14 protein-coding genes are annotated in these 19342 nt (G+C 56.5%); 10 read left to right on the top strand and 4 right to left on the bottom strand.

Annotation, left to right across the window (positions count from 1 at the left end):
* The first annotated feature begins 165 nt into the window (after positions 1-165).
* The 6 genes from sapA to OC597_RS09000 all read left to right on the top strand — a co-directional run bounded on the left by sapA (position 166) and on the right by OC597_RS09000 (position 7078).
* Positions 166-1818 carry an ABC transporter substrate-binding protein SapA gene (gene sapA / locus OC597_RS09025; RefSeq protein ID WP_261256695.1) on the top strand — a complete coding sequence of 551 codons (1653 nt, stop codon included), beginning with the start codon at positions 166-168 and terminating at the stop codon, positions 1816-1818.
* On the top strand, positions 1815-2780 hold the full coding sequence (sapB, locus tag OC597_RS09020) for a putrescine export ABC transporter permease SapB (RefSeq protein WP_261256693.1): 966 nt from the start codon (positions 1815-1817) through the stop codon (positions 2778-2780). Before sapA ends, sapB begins: the two co-directional genes overlap by 4 nt.
* A complete protein-coding gene (gene sapC, locus OC597_RS09015; RefSeq protein ID WP_261256691.1) occupies positions 2767-3657 on the top strand; it encodes a putrescine export ABC transporter permease SapC in 891 nt (296 codons plus the stop codon). Before sapB ends, sapC begins: the two co-directional genes overlap by 14 nt.
* Positions 3657-4649 (top strand): putrescine export ABC transporter ATP-binding protein SapD, encoded by a 993-nt coding sequence (gene sapD, locus OC597_RS09010; protein WP_012145360.1) that lies wholly within the window; start codon positions 3657-3659, stop codon positions 4647-4649. Before sapC ends, sapD begins: the two co-directional genes overlap by 1 nt.
* A gap of 1 nt (position 4650) precedes the next feature.
* Positions 4651-5463: a putrescine export ABC transporter ATP-binding protein SapF gene (gene sapF, locus OC597_RS09005; protein WP_012145361.1), complete on the top strand. Its 813-nt coding sequence runs from the start codon at positions 4651-4653 to the stop codon at positions 5461-5463.
* 424 nt (positions 5464-5887) lie between these two features.
* Entirely contained in the window at positions 5888-7078 is a 1191-nt protein-coding gene (locus OC597_RS09000; RefSeq protein WP_262208422.1) for a CMD domain-containing protein, read from the top strand.
* Here OC597_RS09000 and OC597_RS08995 read toward each other — a convergent pair whose 3' ends face one another.
* From OC597_RS08995 to dacD, 3 genes are all read right to left on the bottom strand, one after another.
* Complete coding sequence (locus OC597_RS08995) at positions 7079-7975, bottom strand: LysR family transcriptional regulator (RefSeq protein ID WP_262208445.1); 897 nt, start codon at positions 7973-7975, stop codon at positions 7079-7081.
* Between the two features lie 217 nt (positions 7976-8192).
* Positions 8193-9002, bottom strand: coding sequence for a DUF6694 family lipoprotein (locus tag OC597_RS08990; RefSeq protein ID WP_261426478.1), 810 nt, complete (start codon positions 9000-9002; stop codon positions 8193-8195).
* Positions 9003-9253: 251 nt separating this feature from the next.
* A complete protein-coding gene (dacD, locus tag OC597_RS08985; RefSeq protein ID WP_261284743.1) occupies positions 9254-10423 on the bottom strand; it encodes a serine-type D-Ala-D-Ala carboxypeptidase DacD in 1170 nt (389 codons plus the stop codon).
* Positions 10424-10704: 281 nt separating this feature from the next.
* Between dacD and OC597_RS08980 the strand changes: the two genes are divergently transcribed.
* From OC597_RS08980 to OC597_RS08970, 3 genes are all read left to right on the top strand, one after another.
* A complete protein-coding gene (locus OC597_RS08980) occupies positions 10705-13011 on the top strand; it encodes an FdhF/YdeP family oxidoreductase (protein WP_262208420.1) in 2307 nt (768 codons plus the stop codon).
* Between the two features lie 229 nt (positions 13012-13240).
* Positions 13241-15175 carry an exoribonuclease II gene (locus OC597_RS08975; protein ID WP_261424067.1) on the top strand — a complete coding sequence of 645 codons (1935 nt, stop codon included), beginning with the start codon at positions 13241-13243 and terminating at the stop codon, positions 15173-15175.
* 239 nt (positions 15176-15414) lie between these two features.
* Positions 15415-17472: a carbon starvation CstA family protein gene (locus OC597_RS08970; RefSeq protein WP_261256677.1), complete on the top strand. Its 2058-nt coding sequence runs from the start codon at positions 15415-15417 to the stop codon at positions 17470-17472.
* Positions 17473-17627: 155 nt separating this feature from the next.
* Here the strand turns inward: OC597_RS08970 and fsa are convergent, their stop codons facing one another.
* Positions 17628-18293 carry a fructose-6-phosphate aldolase gene (gene fsa / locus OC597_RS08965; protein ID WP_261256675.1) on the bottom strand — a complete coding sequence of 222 codons (666 nt, stop codon included), beginning with the start codon at positions 18291-18293 and terminating at the stop codon, positions 17628-17630.
* Between the two features lie 146 nt (positions 18294-18439).
* On the opposite strand from fsa, the gene OC597_RS08960 reads away from it, so the two are divergent.
* On the top strand, positions 18440-19339 hold the full coding sequence (locus tag OC597_RS08960; protein ID WP_262208418.1) for a glycyl-radical enzyme activating protein: 900 nt from the start codon (positions 18440-18442) through the stop codon (positions 19337-19339).
* Positions 19340-19342 lie beyond the last annotated feature (3 nt).

Raw genomic sequence — 19342 nt, 5'->3', positions numbered from 1 at the left:
AACATGATTTTGATATGTTATAACATATCAATTGTAACTTTTTTGCCAATACGGGGGAGTTGTTCAATCAAGTAGCAGAAAACTCAGCCATTTTGCTCAATGGATTGGGCTGTTCGCCAGAGTGCGATACACTAATGCTATTGCTTATTAACCCATGAAGCCTCTATGCGTGGTTTACCCCTTTGGATTTTGTCGTTGAGTTGCCTGGCGGGCACCGCCCTGGCCTCAACACCTCCTGCGCCCACCGCGGCTCCCCCGTTGCCGGACATCCGCCAGAGCGGCTTTGTCTACTGTGTCAGCGGCATACTGAACACCTTTAACCCGCAGATGGCCAGCAGCGGCCTGACGGTCGATACCCTGGCTGCACAGCTGTACGACCGCCTGCTGGATGTCGACCCCTACACCTACCGCTTGATCCCAGAACTGGCGCAAAGCTGGGAAGTGCTGGATAACGGCGCAACCTACCGTTTCCATCTGCGCAAGGACGTACCTTTCCAGACCACCGCCTGGTTCACACCAACCCGTAAACTGAACGCCGATGACGTGGTATTCAGCTTCGAGCGCGTATTTAACCAAAAGCACCCTTATCATGACGTCAACGGCGGCGAGTATCCGTACTTCGACAGCCTGCAGTTTGGCGACTCGGTGCAAAGCGTGAAAAAGCTCGACGACTACACGGTTGAGATCCGCCTGCAAGCGCCGGACGCCTCTTTCTTATGGCATATCGCGACCCATTATGCGCCGGTGCTGTCGGCGGAATACGCCGATGACCTGACCCGTGAAGGCCGCCAGGAGATGATCGACCGTGAACCGGTCGGTACCGGTCCCTTCCTGTTGAATGAATACCGCTCGGGGCAATATATTCGCCTGGCGCGCAACGACGTGTACTGGAAAGGCAAACCGCGCATGCCACAGGTGGTGATCGACCTGGGTGCCGGTGGCACCGGTCGGTTATCCAAGCTGCTGACCGGCGAGTGTGATGTGCTGGCCTACCCGGCCGCCAGCCAGCTTTCGATCCTGCGTGATGACCCGCGCCTGCGCCTGACGCTGCGCCCGGGGATGAATATTGCCTATCTGGCCTTCAACACCCGTAAACCGCCGCTTGACGATTTGAAAGTCCGTCAGGCAATTTCGCTGGCGATCAACAACCAGCGTCTGATGCAGTCGATTTACTACGGCACGGCAGAAACGGCCGCCTCCATTTTGCCGCGCGCCTCCTGGGCGTACGACAATGATGCGCACGTCACCGAGTTTGATCCGGCCAAATCACGCGAAATGCTGAGACAGGCTGGCATTGAGTCACTGAACCTGCGTCTGTGGGTGCCTACCGCGTCGCAATCCTACAACCCCAGCCCGCTGAAAACCGCCGAGCTGATCCAGGCCGATTTGGCCCAGGTAGGGATTAAAGTCACCATCGTGCCGGTCGAAGGCCGTTTCCAGGAAGCACGGCTAATGGAGATGAATCACGATCTGACCCTGACCGGGTGGGCCACCGACAGTAACGACCCGGACAGTTTCTTCCGTCCATTGCTGAGCTGCGCGGCAATCCGCTCGCAAACCAACTATGCTCACTGGTGTGACCCGGGGTTCGACGAAGTGCTGCAAAATGCCCTGCTGTCACAGCAGTTGGCGCAGCGAATCGAAAACTATCAGAAGGCGCAGAAAATTCTCGAACAACAACTGCCAGTGTTGCCGCTGGCGTCTTCATTACGCCTGCAGGCCTATCGTTACGACATCAAAGGACTGGTACTGAGCCCGTTCGGCAATGCGTCATTTGCCGGCGTGTTCCGTGAATCTGCGGAGGGGCCGAAAAAGTGATTATCTTTACCTTACGCCGTTTCTTGCTGCTGCTGATCACCCTGTTCTTCCTGACGCTGGTCAGCTTTAGCCTGAGCTATTTCACACCGCGTGCGCCGCTGAACGGTGCCGCCCTGCTGGACGCCTACCAGTTTTACTTTGTCAGTCTGTTGCACTGGGATTTTGGCGTCTCCAGCATTAACGGTCAGGCTATCAGCGAACAGTTGGCTGAAGTGTTCCCGGCAACCATGGAGCTGTGCATTCTCGCTTTCACCCTGGCGCTGTTTATCGGCATTCCACTGGGCATTCTGGCCGGCGTGATGCGCGGAAAGTGGCAGGACACGGCCATCAGCACTTTTGCACTGCTCGGTTTTTCAATGCCGGTATTCTGGCTGGCGCTGCTGCTGATGCTGTTTTTCTCACTGCATCTGGGTTGGCTGCCGGTTTCCGGCCGTTTCGATCTGTTGTATCAGGTTAAGCCGATCACCGGTTTCGCCCTGATTGACGCCTGGCTGTCCGATTCACCCTATCGCAGCGAAATGATCGGCAGCGCACTGCGCCACATGATCCTGCCAATCGCCGCACTGGCGGTGGCACCGACCACCGAGGTGGTGCGCCTGATGCGCATCAGCACCGACGACGTGCTCAGCCAGAACTACATTAAGGCCGCCGCGACCCGCGGGTTATCTCGTTTCACCATTATCCGCCGCCACGTGTTGCATAATGCGTTGCCGCCGATCATCCCCAAGCTGGGGCTACAGTTTTCTACCATGCTGACGCTGGCAATGATCACCGAAGTGGTGTTCAGTTGGCCGGGGCTGGGGCGCTGGATGATTAACGCCATCCGCCAGCAGGATTATGCGGCGATCTCCGCCGGTGTGATGGTGGTCGGCACGCTGGTGATCACCATTAACGTGCTGGCCGATATTTTGGGTGCTGCCACCAACCCACTGAAACATAAGGAATGGTATGCCCTTAGATAACGTATACCGCGAAAAGAAAATGCCGAGCCCGCTGCTCTATACCTGGCGGATTTTTTACGGCGATGCGCTGGCGATGATTGGCTTTTACGGCGTGATAGCGCTGCTGCTGCTTTCCCTGTTTGGCAGCCTGCTGGCGCCTTATGCGCTAGACCAACAGTTCCTGGGTTATCAACTGCTGCCGCCTTCCTGGTCGCGTTACGGCAACGTCTCCTTCTTCCTCGGCACTGACGACCTCGGCCGCGATATTCTCAGCCGTCTGCTGGCCGGTACCGCTTCCACTTACGGTGCCGCACTGCTGGTCACGGTGGCCGCCGCCCTTGTCGGGGTGATCCTCGGGGTGTTTGCCGGCGTAACTCGCGGTTTTCGTTCTGCGGTGCTCAATCATATTCTCGACACCCTGCTTTCCATCCCTTCGCTGCTGCTGGCGATTGTGGTGGTGGCGTTCCTCGGGCCCAAGCTCGAACACGCCATGCTGGCCGTCTGGCTGGCGTTGTTGCCACGCATGGTGCGCACCATCTACAGCGCAGTGCACGACGAGCTGGAAAAAGAGTATGTGGTCGCGGTGCGCCTGGACGGTGCCTCTACGATGCAGATCCTGTGGTACGCCGTGATGCCAAATATCGTGGCGGTGCTGGTGACTGAATTCACTCGCGCCCTGTCGATGGCGATCCTGGATATTGCCGCCCTCGGCTTTCTCGATCTCGGCGCACAGCTTCCATCCCCGGAATGGGGAGCCATGCTCGGCGATTCGCTGGAGCTGGTGTATGTCGCCCCCTGGACGGTCATGCTGCCCGGTGCCGCGATCCTGATCAGCGTGCTGCTGGTTAATCTGTTGGGCGACGGTATGCGCCGCGCAATCAATACGGGGGTGGAATAATGCCATTACTTGATATCCGCAACCTGACGATTGAATTTATGACCGCCGAAGGGCCGGTCAAAGCGGTTGATCGCGTTAGCATGACGCTGAGCGAAGGTGAAGTGCGCGGCCTGGTGGGGGAATCCGGCTCGGGCAAGAGTTTGATCGCCAAGGCGATCTGCGGCGTCACCAAAGACAACTGGCGCGTTACCGCGGACCGCTTCCGCTTTGACGATATCGATCTGCTGCAGTTAACCCCGCGCGAACGACGCAAACTGGTCGGGCATAACGTCTCGATGATTTTCCAGGAACCCCAGTCCTGTCTGGATCCTTCCGAAAGCATCGGCCGTCAGTTGGCGCAGGCGATCCCCGGTTGGACCTATAAGGGCCGTTGGTGGCAACGTTTTAACTGGCGCAAACGCCGCGCTATTGAGCTGCTGCACCGGGTGGGCATCAAGGATCATAAAGACATTATGGGCAGCTTCCCTTATGAGCTGACCGACGGTGAGTGCCAGAAAGTGATGATCGCCATCGCCCTGGCCAATCAGCCGCGCCTGTTGATTGCCGATGAGCCGACCAACGCCATGGAGCCGACCACCCAGGCCCAGATTTTCCGCCTGCTGGCGCGCCTGAACCAAAACAACAACACCACCATTTTGCTGATCAGCCACGATTTGCAAATGATGAGCAAATGGGCGGATCGGGTCAACGTGCTGTACTGCGGCCAGACGGTGGAGAGTGCCCAGTGCGAAGACCTGCTGGCCGCACCGCACCATCCTTACACTCAGGCGCTGATCCGCTCAATGCCGGACTTCGGCCGCGCGCTACCGCATAAAAGCCGACTCAATACCCTGCCGGGGGCCATTCCGTCGCTGGAACATTTGCCGATCGGTTGCCGTCTGGGGCCACGCTGCCCCTATGCACAGAAAAAGTGTATTGAAACGCCACGCCTGCGCCCGGTGAAAAACCACCTGTTCGCCTGCCACTTCCCGTTGAACATGGAGGAGCAATAACATGGAAACGCTGTTGGAAGTGCGCAATCTGAGCAAAACCTACCGTTACCGCACCGGGCTGTTTCGTCGTCAACACGTAGAAGCGGTGAAATCGGTCAGCTTTACCCTGCGTGAGCGGCAAACGCTGGCCATCATCGGCGAGAACGGTTCCGGTAAGTCTACGCTGGCCAAGATGCTGTCCGGCATGGTGGAACCCTCATCCGGCGAACTGTTGATTGATGACCATCGGCTCGACTATGGCGATTATCGCTATCGTAGCCAGCGCATCCGCATGATATTTCAGGATCCGAGCACTTCGCTCAATCCGCGTCAGCGTATCGGCCAACTGCTGGATGCCCCGCTGCGGCTGAATACCGAAATGGCTGCCCCCGAGCGCGAGCAGCATATCAACCAGACGCTGCGCCAGGTGGGGATGCTGCCGGACCACGCCAATTATTACCCGCACATGTTGGCTTCCGGTCAGAAACAGCGAGTAGCGCTGGCCCGTGCATTGATCCTGCAACCCAAGGTGATCGTTGCCGATGAGGCGCTGGCCTCGCTGGATATGTCGATGCGCTCGCAGATCATCAACCTGATGCTGGAGCTGCAGGAGAAACACGGCATCTCCTATATCTATGTAACTCAGCATCTGGGGATGATGAAACACATCAGCGATCAGGTGATGGTGATGCACGAAGGGGAAATCGTCGAACGCGGTAGCACCGCCGAAGTGTTGGCTTCCCCGCTGCATGAACTGACCAAACGGCTGATCGCCAGCCACTTCGGCGAAGCCCTTACCGCCGATGCCTGGCGGCGCGATGGCGGCAGATTCTGACCCCTATGATCGTAAAAACCCGCTTCCGAGCGGGTTTTTTATTGCCGAAACGGCATGGCGCTTAGCCAAAATCCTCAAATACAAATTACAATTTTGTTATATCTCATTATATTTTATTCCATTCAGTTATTGATTAGCACTTAACATTATTTTATCTCGCCAATCGAATCGGTGAGGATATCCCCTACGTTGAGCTTATTAAACGACAGGATATCGCACTGATGACCAGCCCCCGCAATCGCCGACTCACGCAGTTCTTGCTCACTTTAGCCGCAGGCTTCTCTGTTTATGGCCACACACTGTGTTGCGATAGTCAGCGCTGATCCTGTCATTTCGTGCCCCTCTACAGGCATGTTGCCTTTTTATCTTGCTGCCGCTGCCTTACGCATCGGTGGCTATTGCTCTTGATTAAGGATCCTCCCCTATGGAACTACTACGTCGACAACATAATGCCCAGTGGTATCACGAAACCCAAAGCAGCGTCCGGGGTGACCAACCGCTGGAGCCACAGGCGGCCGGCATCCGCGATCGCTTCCTGCTGGGGTTGGGAGCCTTTGCCGACGAAGCGTTGAACAGCGCATTGACCGCCCGCGCCGGGGTGTTTAACGCCTCGCTTGCCAGTTATCACGTGCTGTTCCCGGATCAGCTCGAATTAACCCGATTTGTGACATTGTCACCTTATGATCGTCTCAGCACTGCACTGACTGTCGCTCAGGTGACCGGGGTTCAGTCTCTTTGTAGTCACTACGCGGCCCGCCTCGCCCCGCTGTACAGCCCCGACGCCTCACGTGAAAGCAATATCCGCCTGGCCCAAATCACCCAATATGCCCGCCAACTCGCCAGTCAGCCGACCTTGATTTGCCCTAAAGCCTTACAACAGCTCAGCGACGTCGGGTTAAGCCCGGCGGACATCGTAGCGTTCTCACAAATTATCGGATTTGTCAGCTATCAGGCACGCGTGGTTGCCGGTGTCGCGGCCTTAGCCGGGCGGCCAACCGGTGTAGTGCCCGGCTTTCCGAACATAGAGGATGCAAAGGGCGTGGAATTCACGCAGGAAGAACTGGCCTGGCAATCACGGCTACCGTCGGTGGTGTTGGAAGAGGCCCGCGCTGAACAGCTCGACGTACTCGATCAAAGCCATCCCGACGCCCGCAGTGAGTCTTATTATCTGTTGCTGGCTCATGATGCCCCGGCACTGCGTGAGCGCAATGGCGTGTTTAACAGCATCAACGCCGAGGGTTATGGCCTTTCGGCACGGTTGAAAGCGCTGGCGACGCTGGCGGTTTCCCGCATTAACGGCAGCCGCTACTGCGCATCCACCGTAGCGCAGGATATTGAAGATGACTTATTGGTCAATGCCCTGTTCGACAATGCTCATCACGGGCTGGAGAGTACCGATAATTCGGTTTCTCAGGCGGTGATCCGGGTGGTTGCAGACCTGACCCGCACGCCGGAAAAATTCACGCCACGCAGCGTACAGCCGTTGTTTAACAGCGGGCTGAATCAGGCGCAGGCGCTGGACGTGATCCTCACCGGGGCGCTCTATGCCTGGGAGAACCGTTTACGCCAAACCCTGGGGGATACACAGCGCCTCGGCGAAAGCCAGGCGGAATAGTTACCGCAATAGCCAACCGCGCGCGGCATCAAAGAAATGCTGCGCCAATGGCGATGCGCGCCCCGGCTCGGCAGCCACGACTGCAGCATGGCGTGACATCGCCGCGATGGCGATCGGTCGGCGTTGCAACTCTGGCATCATGGTCGGCAACAGGTTACCGTGCGGAAACACCCCACACCCCAGTCCAACAAAAATGCCCTGCAGCAATTGGAATATCGAGGTGGTTTCCATGCGCACATGCAGCGTCAAACCGGCTTCACGGAAGTTTTGATCAAGGTAGCGGCGGAAGTAACGCGTCGGTTCCGCCAAACACAGCGGCAGTGCCGCCACTTCATCCAGCGTCAGTGGCGCATCCCCTGCCAATTCGGGGAAATGCTCGGGGTGGTACACCAGCTCAACACCGGCATCCGCCAGCGGTTGCGACTGGAAATGCAGCTCCTGCAACGTAGAAAGCTCAAAAAAGCCAATGCCAATATCCACGGTATGTGCCGTCAGCGCCTCGAGTAACTGATCGGCACTCAGTACCGACACCCGGTAATCCAACTGAGGGAAACGCTCACTGACCGCCTTTAACATTTGCGCCAGTGAAATGCTGCACTGAGGAACGGCACCGATGCGCAGCGTGCCGTTAAGACCGTGCTTAAGCGACTCCACCTCCAGCTTCAGTCCCTGATAGACCGAGACAATCTCACGCGCCCACGACAGCACCCGCTCACCTTCGGCGGTAAAACCTTCAAAGTTGTTGCCACGGTTGATCAACGAAACACCCAACTCTTTTTCCAGATTTTTCAACCGCATGGATAACGTCGGCTGGCTGACGAAGCTGGCTTCTGCCGCCCGACCAAAGTGGCGCTCACGCTCGAGATTACACAGGTAAATCAGTTGTTTTATATCGATTTTCTTTATTTCCAGCTATTACAGCAAAGGTTGCAGGAGGCCATCATGCATAACTAATATACTGACTAAAACACTCCTGCGCGTTACAGGACACTGTAACAATATTTTTTATGATAATCCTTATCTTGGCAAGTCTTGGATCGGCCCGTCGTTCCTATAAGCAGGACATAAAAAACCCGGCTCAGTTGCCGGGTTGGGAACGTTTACCAAGATAGCTTCAATTCACGGAGTACTTTTTCTTCAGTCCGTCAAGGCGTACAGCATCACGCTTTGTAAATTCCGCATTACCAAAAATAGGCTTGCCATTAGCATCGTCGACTCCCACTACCGTGACGGTAAATACAGCGTCCGCCGGTAGCTTTAGTTTTCCCCAGTCAGAAAACCGATTAGGGGCCAAAGCCCAATCCGCTTTTTCACCAGGCTCAAGACCACCGGCAATTTCATAATTGAATGAATCGCTAAACCAGGGAACAGATCTGTCGGGACTGGCAATTACCCCCTTAAAATGAGCACGAGATACCGCTTTAGGCGTGGCATTTTCTACACTTAACGCAATGATTGGCTGATCGCTTCCATATTTTTCTTTTTGGAAGTAAAACCGGGAGCTCGTCACTTTAAAAGCTTTCAGTTGCTCAACACTTTCTGCAGAGGTTTTTTTTCTGTTTTCTAACTCAGTAATCTCTTGCAGAGCCTGTTCTTTTTCTCTTTCTTGTCGTTCCAGCTTGATTGTTTCGGCATAAGAGATAACTTCATCACCCGTTTTACCCGCCAGAGCAGTCTTCATTTTGTTTTGTACAAAATCTGCGTCTTTAGTCACTCCTGCCTGCATGAGGTCCCGCATGCTTACCTGACTGAACGCGACTACTTTAAGCGCGTCATCAAATTGAGGCTGCTTCTCCTGGGGGAGTGTTTCCCTAATCTTTTGAATGGACTCTTTCATGGACTCGTCAGTTGACGCATCTATTTTGGGTTTGTCACATGCTGACAGTAGAAAGGCCAGCATTGTTACACCAATCAATTTTTTCACTTCCCTATCCCCATAGATAAATTTTTAACTATTGTTTAAGGCAGCCAAATAACGACGACGCCTTAACCAGATCGCAATCACCTTGATTACAATCGGAAATATCCTAACATTTTAGTGGGATTGTTCAATGTGAAAAATATTTGAGGACTATTTAATTAGTAACTCTCATATTTAGATAAGGTCGTCACCGCCATCGTCAAGGACATATCATCGCTGCAGGATTTCGGGCGCAGCGCCCTGCGCCCGGAGGGTCAGATTTTCAGCTTCACATAGTCCATCAGGCGCGAGAATACGCCGCCCTGATTGACCGGTTGCAACGCCACCAGCGGCAAGGTTTTCAGTACTTTGCCGTTGTCGCTGATACGAATTTCACCGATCGGCTGCCCCTGTGCCAACGGCGCATCAAGACGCGGCGTATTGATCACATATTGCGCTTTCAGTTTACCCGCCTCGCTTTTCGGCAGGCTGAAGTATTGATCCTGCGCACTGCCTACCGCGACCTCATGGCGGTCGCCGTACCACACTTTCTCCTGGCCCAGACTTTGCCCGGCATTGAACAGATGCACGGTGGCGAAATCACGCAGGCCCCAGGTCAGCAGTTTACGCGCCTGTTCTTCTCGTCCTTTCGAACTTTTACCGCCCATCACCACCGCAATCAGTCGGCGGTCACCTTCGGTGGCAGAGGCAATAATATTAAAGCCGGCAGATTCGGTATGCCCGGTTTTCAGGCCGTCCACCCGCAGGTTTTTGTCCCACAGCAGCCCATTGCGGTTCTGCTGGGTGATGCCGTTCCAGGTCAGCGATTTCTCGCTGTACATATGATATTCCGCCGGCTCACTCATAATGATGGCGCGTGAAATCACCGCCAGATCGCCCGCCGTGGTGAATTGCCCCGGCGCATCCAGGCCGTGGACGGTTTCAAAATGGGTATTTTGCAGACCCAGCTGAGCGCTCTTTTCATTCATCAGCTTGACGAAGGCGGCCTGACTCCCTGCCACGTAATCCGCCATGGCGACACAGGCGTCGTTACCGGAATCAATGATAATGCCACGGCTGAGATCGCGAACCGTGACCCTGTCACCTGGTTTCAGGAACATCAGCGATGAACCCTTGAAGACCGGATTCCCCCCAGCCCAGGCATCTTTACCTACCGTCACCAGGTCATCCAGGCCAATCTTGTGCTGGTCGAGTGCGTGATCGATCACCAGCCCGGTCATCAGTTTGGTCAGGCTGGCCGGATTACGGCGCTGGTCTGCATTGGCCTGCGCCAGCACCTGACCGGTGGTGTAATCCATTAATACGTAAGAGGCGGCGTCTATCGCCGGTGGGGTATTAAGGGGAAAGCTGAGCGGCGCATCTGCCGCCTGTACCGCCAACGGCAGCAAAATTCCGGTGATCACCACCAATACTGAACGCTTCAATCGCTGTTCCTCAGGCCCTGTGGGCGAAATAAAATACCAATATAATCCGAGGCATAGACTGCATTAATTGTGAGGAAAGCGGAATCATTACTCTTTTTCAGCGGGTGTCATTATGCAACGATTTGTTTGCTCAGGCCGACGGCGCGATAAACCGGCTCTATGCCGTCATAGCCCCATTCGATTAGACGCTGGCGCCGCCCCCTCCTAAACTTGTGACATAAATACTGAAAGCGCTTAAAAAAGCGTTCACTTTTTAGCTACAACCACCTGCGAAGACCAATATGAAATTCAAACCGTCAATAAAGCCCTATACCGGCGCGGCGGGCGGCTGGGGTTCTCTCGAAGCCACCACCCGCTATGTGCTCGACAGCAAGCAGACGCTGAAAAACCTGCGTAACCTGATGCGCGTAAATAAAGCCCGCGGCTTCGACTGCCCAGGCTGTGCCTGGGGCGATGATAATCACAGCACTTTCAGTTTCTGCGAAAACGGCGCCAAGGCGGTCAGTTGGGAAGCCACGCGTAATGCGGTGGAACCGGAATTTTTTGCCGCCCACAGCGTCAGCACCCTGCAGCAGCAAAGTGATTACTTCCTGGAATATCAGGGCCGCCTCACCCACCCGATGCGCTATAACGCCGAGACTGACCATTATCAGCCGATCGGTTGGCCAGACGCGCTGGCGTTGATCGCCCGGCACATCAACCAGATGGATAACCCGAACCAAATCGAGCTGTATACCTCGGGCCGCGCCAGCAACGAAGCGTCCTATCTGTATCAACTGTTTGGCCGTATGCTCGGCACCAGTAATTTCCCCGACTGCTCCAACATGTGTCATGAGGCCAGCGGTGTTGGCCTGAAACAAAGCATCGGCGTGGGTAAAGGCACCATCCGTATGGATGACTTTGAAAAGGCCGATGCCATCTTCGTGTTTGGTCAGAACCCCGGCACCAACCACCCACGCATGTTGCACAGTTTGAAAAATGCCGCCAGTCGTGGCGCACGTATCGTCAGTTTTAATACCCTGCGCGAACGCGGCCTTGAGCGCTTTGCCGATCCGCAAAGCCCAATTCAAATGCTGACCCCCAAGTCGTCACCGATCAGTTCGTCCTATTTCCAGCCTAATCTCGGCGGGGATATGGCGGCGGTACGCGGCATGGTGAAAGCGCTGCTGGAAGGCCACCGTCAACGTCTGGCGGCCGGTGAACCGGGCCTGTTCGATTTGGCATTCATTGAACAGCACAGCGTTGGCGTAGAGAGCTATCTGGCCCAGGTGGATGCGACTTCCTGGGAGCAAATAACCCAGCAGTCCGGCCTCAGTGAAGCGCAGTTGCGCCAGGCGGCAGCCATTTATCAGGGTGCTGAACGAGTGATCTGTACCTGGGCGATGGGCATCACCCAGCATAAACACTCAGTGCCGACGGTGCGTGAGATCACCAACCTGCAACTGCTGTTCGGCCAGTTGGGCAAACCGGGCGCCGGCCTGTGTCCGGTGCGCGGCCACAGTAATGTGCAAGGCAACCGCACCATGGGTATTGATGAGAAGTCACCCAAGGCGCTGCTCGACAGCCTGGAACAGCATTTTAACTTCTCGCCGCGACGTGAGCCGGGCCATAACACGGTAGAGGCGATTGAAGCGATGCTGCGTGGCGAAGTGAAGGTGCTGCTGGCGCTGGGTGGCAACCTGGCCGCTGCCGCACCGGACACCGAACGCACCGCCCGCGCCCTGCGCTGCTGTGACCTGACGGTACATATCAGTACCAAACTTAATCGCAGCCATTTGGTTACCGGCAAGGACGCCCTGATCCTACCGACCCTCGGCCGAACCGAACAGGATCTGCAGGCCAGCGGCCCGCAGTACATCACGGTGGAAGACTCGTTCAGCATGGTGCATGCATCTGAAGGCGTAGGTAAACCCCTGGCGGAGACCCAGCGCTCGGAAACCGCCATTGTCTGCGGTATTGCCGATGCGGTACTGGGCAACCAACAGCTCGACTGGCTGGAATTGGCAGATGACTATTCGTTGATCCGCAATCACATCGCCGCCACTATTCCCGGCTTCGAAGATTTTAACCATCGCTGCGATCAACCGGGTGGTTTCTATCTGGGTAACGCCGCCGCTGAACTGCGCTTCGCGACACCCAGCGGCAAAGCGGAATTTGGCGCGGCCCCATTACCGGACAGTCTTTTCCCGCAGTTGGACGGTCGCCAGGCCCCCTTCACGCTGCAAACCCTACGCTCGCACGATCAGTACAACACCACCATCTACGGGCTGGATGACCGTTATCGCGGCGTGTATGGCCAGCGAGAAGTGCTGTTTATTCACCCGGAAGATCTGGCGGCACTGGATATGCAGGACGGTGAACTGGTGGAGATCGAAACCCTGTGGAATGACGGCATCACTCGCAAAGTGAGCGGTTTCAAACTGGTGAGCTACGATATCCCGCGCGGCAATCTGGCGGCCTATTACCCGGAGACCAACCCGCTGGTGCCGCTGGCCAGTTTTGGTGACGGCACCGGCACGCCGACCTCCAAGTCGATACCGGTAGAAATCCGCCGTTGCGTCGCGCAACCGACACGGCGTATCGCCTGACCTGCAGCGCCGGTTTACGCTGGGCGCGTTAATCATCAGGGCTGATTTCGCTCCGCTTCTTCCCGGCCTTCTGAGCCGGTTTTTTTCCTGCCGACGATTGAACGCTCGATATTCCATTAAATCACGAGCCAACGCGGGAAACCGCGACGTTAGGCTTGCTCGCAGCAGGTGATTCGCGTAAAACTGTCAGCCGCAAATCTTGCCACTCACAACCCATTCACTGGACGATATGTTTCAAGATAACCCGCTGCTGGCGCAGCTTAAACAGCAACTTCACTCTCAGACCCCGCGCGTTGAAGGCGTAGTAAAAGGGACTGAGAAAGGCTTTGGCTTTCTTGAAGTAGACGGTCAAAAAAGTTATTTCATTCCGCCACCGTACATGAAGAAAGTCATGCACGGCGATCGGGTGAGCGCGACCCTGCACACCGAGAAAGAACGCGAAATCGCCGAGCCGGAAACCCTGATCGAGCCATTCCTGTCGCGCTTTGTCGGCCGTGTGCAAAAGCGCGATGACCGCTTGTCCATCGTGCCCGATCATCCTTTGCTGAAAGACGCGATCCCATGTCGTCCAGCGCGTGATCTGAAGCATAACTTCCAGGCCGGTGACTGGGCAGTTGCCCAGATGTGTCGCCACCCGCTGAAGGGCGATCGTGGTTTTAACGCCGATCTGACCCATTTCATTACCGAAGGTGAAGATCACCTGGCGCCGTGGTGGGTAACTCTGGCCCGTCACAATCTGGAAAAAGAAGCCCCGGAAATGATCGCAATCAGCGAACCGGACGCTTCGCTGCCGCGTGAAGACCTGACTGCGCTGAACTTTGTCACCATCGACAGTGCCAGCACCGAAGACATGGACGATGCCCTGTTGGTACAGGACAACGGTGACGGCTCACTGCAATTGACCATCGCCATTGCCGATCCGACCGCCTACGTCGAGCAAGGTAGTCCGCTGGATGAAATCGCCCGCGAGCGGGCCTTCACCAACTACCTGCCGGGCTTCAACATCCCAATGTTGCCCCGTGACCTGTCAGAAAACCTGTGTTCACTGCGCCCGAACCAACGCCGTCCGGTGTTGGCCTGCCGCGTGACCGTCGGCGCTGACGGCGCATTAGCTAACGACATTCAGTTCTTCGCCGCCGAGATCGAGTCAAAAGCCAAACTGGTTTATGACGAAGTGTCCGACTGGCTGGAAGGCATTGCCGGCTGGCAACCGCCGAGTGACGATATTGCACAGCAAATTACCCTGCTCAAGCGCGTATGCGATGTGCGTAACGCCTGGCGCCACCAGCACGCTCTGGTGTTCAAGGATCGCCCTGACTACCGCTTTGTGCTGGGCGAAAAAGGCGAAGTGCTGGAGATAGTCACCGAGCAGCGCCGCAGCGCTAACCGCATCGTTGAAGAGTGCATGATTGCTTCTAACGTTTGCGCCGCTATCGTGCTGCGCGACCGCCTGGGCTTCGGTATTTACAACGTGCATACCGGTTTCGATCCGCTGCTGGTCGAGCAGGCGGTTACCGTGCTGCAGGCTAACGGCGTAGAAGCCGAAGCCGAGAAACTGCTGACGCTGGACGGGTTCTGCGAACTGCGCCGTCACCTGGATTCACAGCCGACCCAGTTCCTCGACAGCCGCATCCGTCGTTCCCAGACCTATGCCGAGATCAGCACTACACCGGGCCCGCATTTCGGCCTGGGGCTGGAAGCCTACGCCACCTGGACCTCACCGATCCGTAAATACGGCGACATGGTTAACCACCGCCTGCTGAAAGCCATTATTACCGGGCAGTCCGCTGAGAAGCCGCAGGATGAAGTGACCGTCCAGTTGGCCGAACGCCGTCGTCTGAACCGCATGGCGGAGCGCGACGTGGGTGACTGGCTGTACGCTCGCTACCTGAAAGATAAAGCCGGCACCGATGAGCGCTTCAATGCGGAAATCATCGACGTAACCCGCGGCGGCCTGCGTGTGCGCCTGCTGGACAACGGTGCGGTGGCCTTTATCCCGGCGCCGTTTATTCACGCGGTGCGTGATGAAATGGTCTGCAGCCAGGACACCGGCACGGTGCAGATCAAAGGCGAAGTCGTCTATCGTCAGGGTGACAGCCTGCAGGTCACCATCGCCGAAGTGCGTATGGAAACCCGCAGCGTGATCGCCAGACCGGCGGCCTAACCCCGCGAGAGTTATCTCACGTCAGACAAACACCGGACGGGTCAACCTCCGGTGTTTTTTTTCGCCTGCCGATGACCGCAACAATCTCATCACATTGTTTTTACGTCATTACTTAACCAGCATCACATTTCTCATCCGACCTGCTGTTCTTCACGCGCAAAACTCCTACTTTTAATGGGTATCCATTATCCATAACAGCATCGCTTTGTTTATTTCTGCACACCAAGGAGTCGTTGAAGATGAAGAACGTCAAGTCCGGGATCATCTGGCTGGTGGTGGCGTTGGTGGGCGCATTTGCCTTCGCCATGCTGGCCCTTAGCCGTGGCGAACATGTCAACGCGGTTTGGCTGGTGGTGGCGGCGATTGCCTGCTACAGCATCGCTTACCGCTTCTATAGTCTGTTCATCGCCAAAAAAGTATTTGAGCTCGACGATCGTCGCATGACGCCGGCGGAGCGTCGCAATGACGGGCTGGATTATGTTCCTACCAACAAGTGGGTGTTGTTTGGTCACCACTTTGCCGCCATTGCCGGTGCCGGGCCGTTGGTTGGCCCGATCCTGGCGGCGCAAATGGGCTTTCTGCCCGGCACCATCTGGATCCTGGTCGGGGTAATGCTGGCCGGTGCGGTGCAGGACTTCCTGATCCTGTTCATTTCCACCCGCCGCGACGGTCGCTCGCTGGGGGAAATGGCCAAGCAGGAACTGGGGGCCTTTGCCGGGGTGATCACCATGCTGGGCGCACTGGGGGTGATGATTATCATTCTGTCTGCGCTGGCACTGGTGGTGGTAAAAGCCCTGGCCGACAGCCCATGGGGATTGTTCACCATCGCCGCCACCATTCCTATCGCGCTGTTTATGGGCGTGTATATGCGTTTCATCCGGCCGGGTAAAATCGCTGAAATCTCGGTGGTGGGCTTTGCCCTGATGCTGCTGGCGATCATTTATGGCGGCAATGTGGCTCAAGACCCCTATTGGGGTCCCTTCTTCACGCTACACGGCACCACGCTGACCTGGGTGCTGGTGGTCTATGGCTTCGTCGCCTCGGTGCTGCCGGTGTGGCTGCTGCTGGCACCGCGTGACTATCTGTCCACCTTTATGAAGATTGGCGTCATTATCGGGCTGGCGGTCGGTATCGTCTTCGCCATGCCAGAGATGAAAATGCCGGCGGTATCGCGCTTTATCGACGGCAGTGGCCCGGTGTTTGCCGGTTCGCTGTTCCCGTTCCTGTTTATCACCATCGCCTGCGGCTCGATTTCGGGCTTCCATGCACTGGTATCCAGCGGCACTACGCCGAAGCTGGTGGAACGTGAAAGCCATATCCGCTTTATCGGCTACGGTGCCATGCTGATGGAATCCTTCGTGGCGATCATGGCCCTGATCTGCGCCTCGGTCATCGACCCGGGCGTTTACTTCGCCATGAACTCACCGGCGGCGCTGATCGGCACCACGGTGGAAAGTGCCTCGCAGGTGATCAACGGCTGGGGCTTTATGATCACCCCGGAAACCCTGACGATGATTGCCAAAGACGTCGGGGAGCATTCGATTCTGTCGCGTGCCGGTGGCGCACCGACCTTTGCGGTGGGTATGGCACACATCATTACCGAGGTATTTAACAGCCGTGCGATGATGGCGTTCTGGTACCACTTCGCCATTCTGTTTGAAGCCCTGTTTATTCTGACCGCCGTCGATGCCGGGACCCGCGCCTGTCGCTTTATGGTGCAGGATTTGGTCGGCGTGGCAATCCCAAGGCTGGCCAACAACCGTTCGTGGTTCGGTAATCTGGCGGGCACTACGGTGGCCGTTGCCGGCTGGGGCTTCTTTGTGTATCAGGGGGTAGTTGATCCGCTCGGAGGTATCAACACCCTGTGGCCGCTGTTTGGTATCGGCAACCAGATGCTGGCGTCGATGGCGCTGATCCTCGGTACCGTGGTGCTGTTTAAAATGAAAAAACAGCGCTATGCCTGGGTGACCATCCTGCCGACCGTCTGGCTGTTTATCACCTCAATGACCGCCGGCTGGCAGAAAATCTTCCATGAGAAACCGAGCATCGGCTTCCTGGCGCAGGCGAAGAAATTTTCTAACGGTATTGAGCAAGGTACGTTGATCGCCCCCGCTAAAACGCTGAAGGATATGGAAACCATCGTGTTCAGCAACCAGATTAACGCCGCGCTCTGTGCTTTCTTTATGCTGGTAGCGGTCACCATGCTGGTCTCCGCCTTCTTTGTGATCCGTCGTGCGCTGAACGCCAGCCAGCCAACGGTGAAAGAGTCGCCGATCGTGCTGCGTGAGAATGGCTAACTCCGACTGGTGATAACCAGGGCGCTTCCGCGCCCTCAGACAACTTAAAAGTCCGTTATTAGGGAGAGCGTGCCGAAGGGGTCGTAGCAGCTTTAGCTGCCGGAGTTGCCCCTCGGTGCGCTAGGCCCGAGTATCTCAGGCTAAAAGACGACTTTTCAGTTCAGCAAGTTAGTCCCAAACGCCCCCTGCCAATCCTGCTCGAACTTTTCTACCGCTGCCTGAACCGCCGGGGCAGCAAGGAACTGCTCAGCCACGTCGACCGGCAAGGTGATGGCCTGGCAACCCGCCAGCAAGCATGCCAACGCCTGACGCGGCGTTTTAAAACTGGCAGCCAATACCCGAGCCCCCGGCGCATGCAGCGTCAGCAACTGCTGCAACTCATGCACCATTTCGATACCGTCGCCGCCCTGCGCGTCCAAACGGTTAACGTAAGGCGCCACGTACTCTGCCCCCGCCAGCGCCGCCAACAACCCCTGACCCGCGCCATAGACCGCCGTCCCCAAAGTAGGGATCGACATCGCCTTCAGTTTTTTAATCGCGGCCAGCCCTTCTGCCGTTGCCGGCACCTTCACCACCAGCCCCGGCACTCGCTGATGAAGCAACGCCGCTTCCGCCACCATGCGCTCGGCATCGTTGGCCATCACCTGGGCAAACAGCTTGCCGGTGCCCCCCAGCGCATCGCGCAGCGCCGGCAACACCTCCCAAATTGGCTTCCCTTCTTTGGCAATAATGCTTGGATTGGTGGTCACACCGTGCAACGGCAGGATGCGCGCCAGGCGTTTTACTGCGTTCACATCAGCGGTATCGAGATAAAGCTCCATTACGGACTCCTGAATCTTCTGTGGGCGAATTCAAACTCTCATCATAGTAGGACATGCAATGCGTTTATATTTGATCGAAATCAAATCAACTTTCATTCGAAACAACTTTAATGACATCAGTAAAGCAACTGAATGACAGGTGACTCGTGATCTTCAATCTGCAGCGCTATTCCACCCATGATGGCCCCGGCATTCGCAGCGTGGTGTTTCTGAAGGGCTGCTCACTTGGCTGCCTCTGGTGCCAGAACCCGGAAAGCCGGGCGCGACAGGCAGACCTGTTGTTCGACCCTCGCCTGTGCCTAAACGGCTGCACGTTGTGCGGTGACGATAACTCACCGGCAATCCGGCGGATAGACGACAAGCTGGTGATCCAACGCGATTTGCTCAGCCACGAAGATTATGCCGCATTGGCCGCCCGTTGCCCAACCGGCGCACTCAGCCTGTGCGGTAACGCAGTCAATATCGACGATATCATGGCCGAGGTACTGCGCGACCGGCCCTTTTATTTACGTACCGGTGGGGGCCTGACGCTGTCTGGCGGAGAACCCTTTATGCAACCGAGCGTAGCGGAAGAACTGCTGCGTCGCGGTCATGAAGCCGGTATTCATACCGCGGTAGAGTCCTGCCTGCATACCCCGTGGTCGCACATCGCCCCTTCACTGCCCTGGCTTGACCTGATGCAGGCGGATCTGAAACACGTCGATGAACGACGTTTCAAACAGTGGACCGGCGGATCCGCCAAACGGGTGATGGATAACTTCCGCCGACTGGCCGCCCAGGGCACCCCAACTACCGTACGCGTCCCGCTGATCCCAGAGTTTAACGCCGATCGCCATTCTGTCCGTGCGATTGTCGATTTCGCTGCCGATGAAGCCGGTGCCAAAGAGATCCATTTCCTGCCGTATCACACGCTGGGCATCAATAAATACCACCTGCTCGGCGAACCTTATCACGCTGCCCGTACCCCACTGGATGCGCCCGAATTGCTGGCCTATGCCGAGCAGTACGCCGAAGCCAAAGGGCTGACCGCCATTTTGCGAGGATAACAT

This window comes from Serratia proteamaculans, from assembly GCF_946227095.1.
In the GTDB taxonomy this organism is placed as follows: domain Bacteria; phylum Pseudomonadota; class Gammaproteobacteria; order Enterobacterales; family Enterobacteriaceae; genus Serratia; species Serratia proteamaculans_E.
This window is presented reverse-complemented; position numbering and strand designations above follow the sequence as displayed.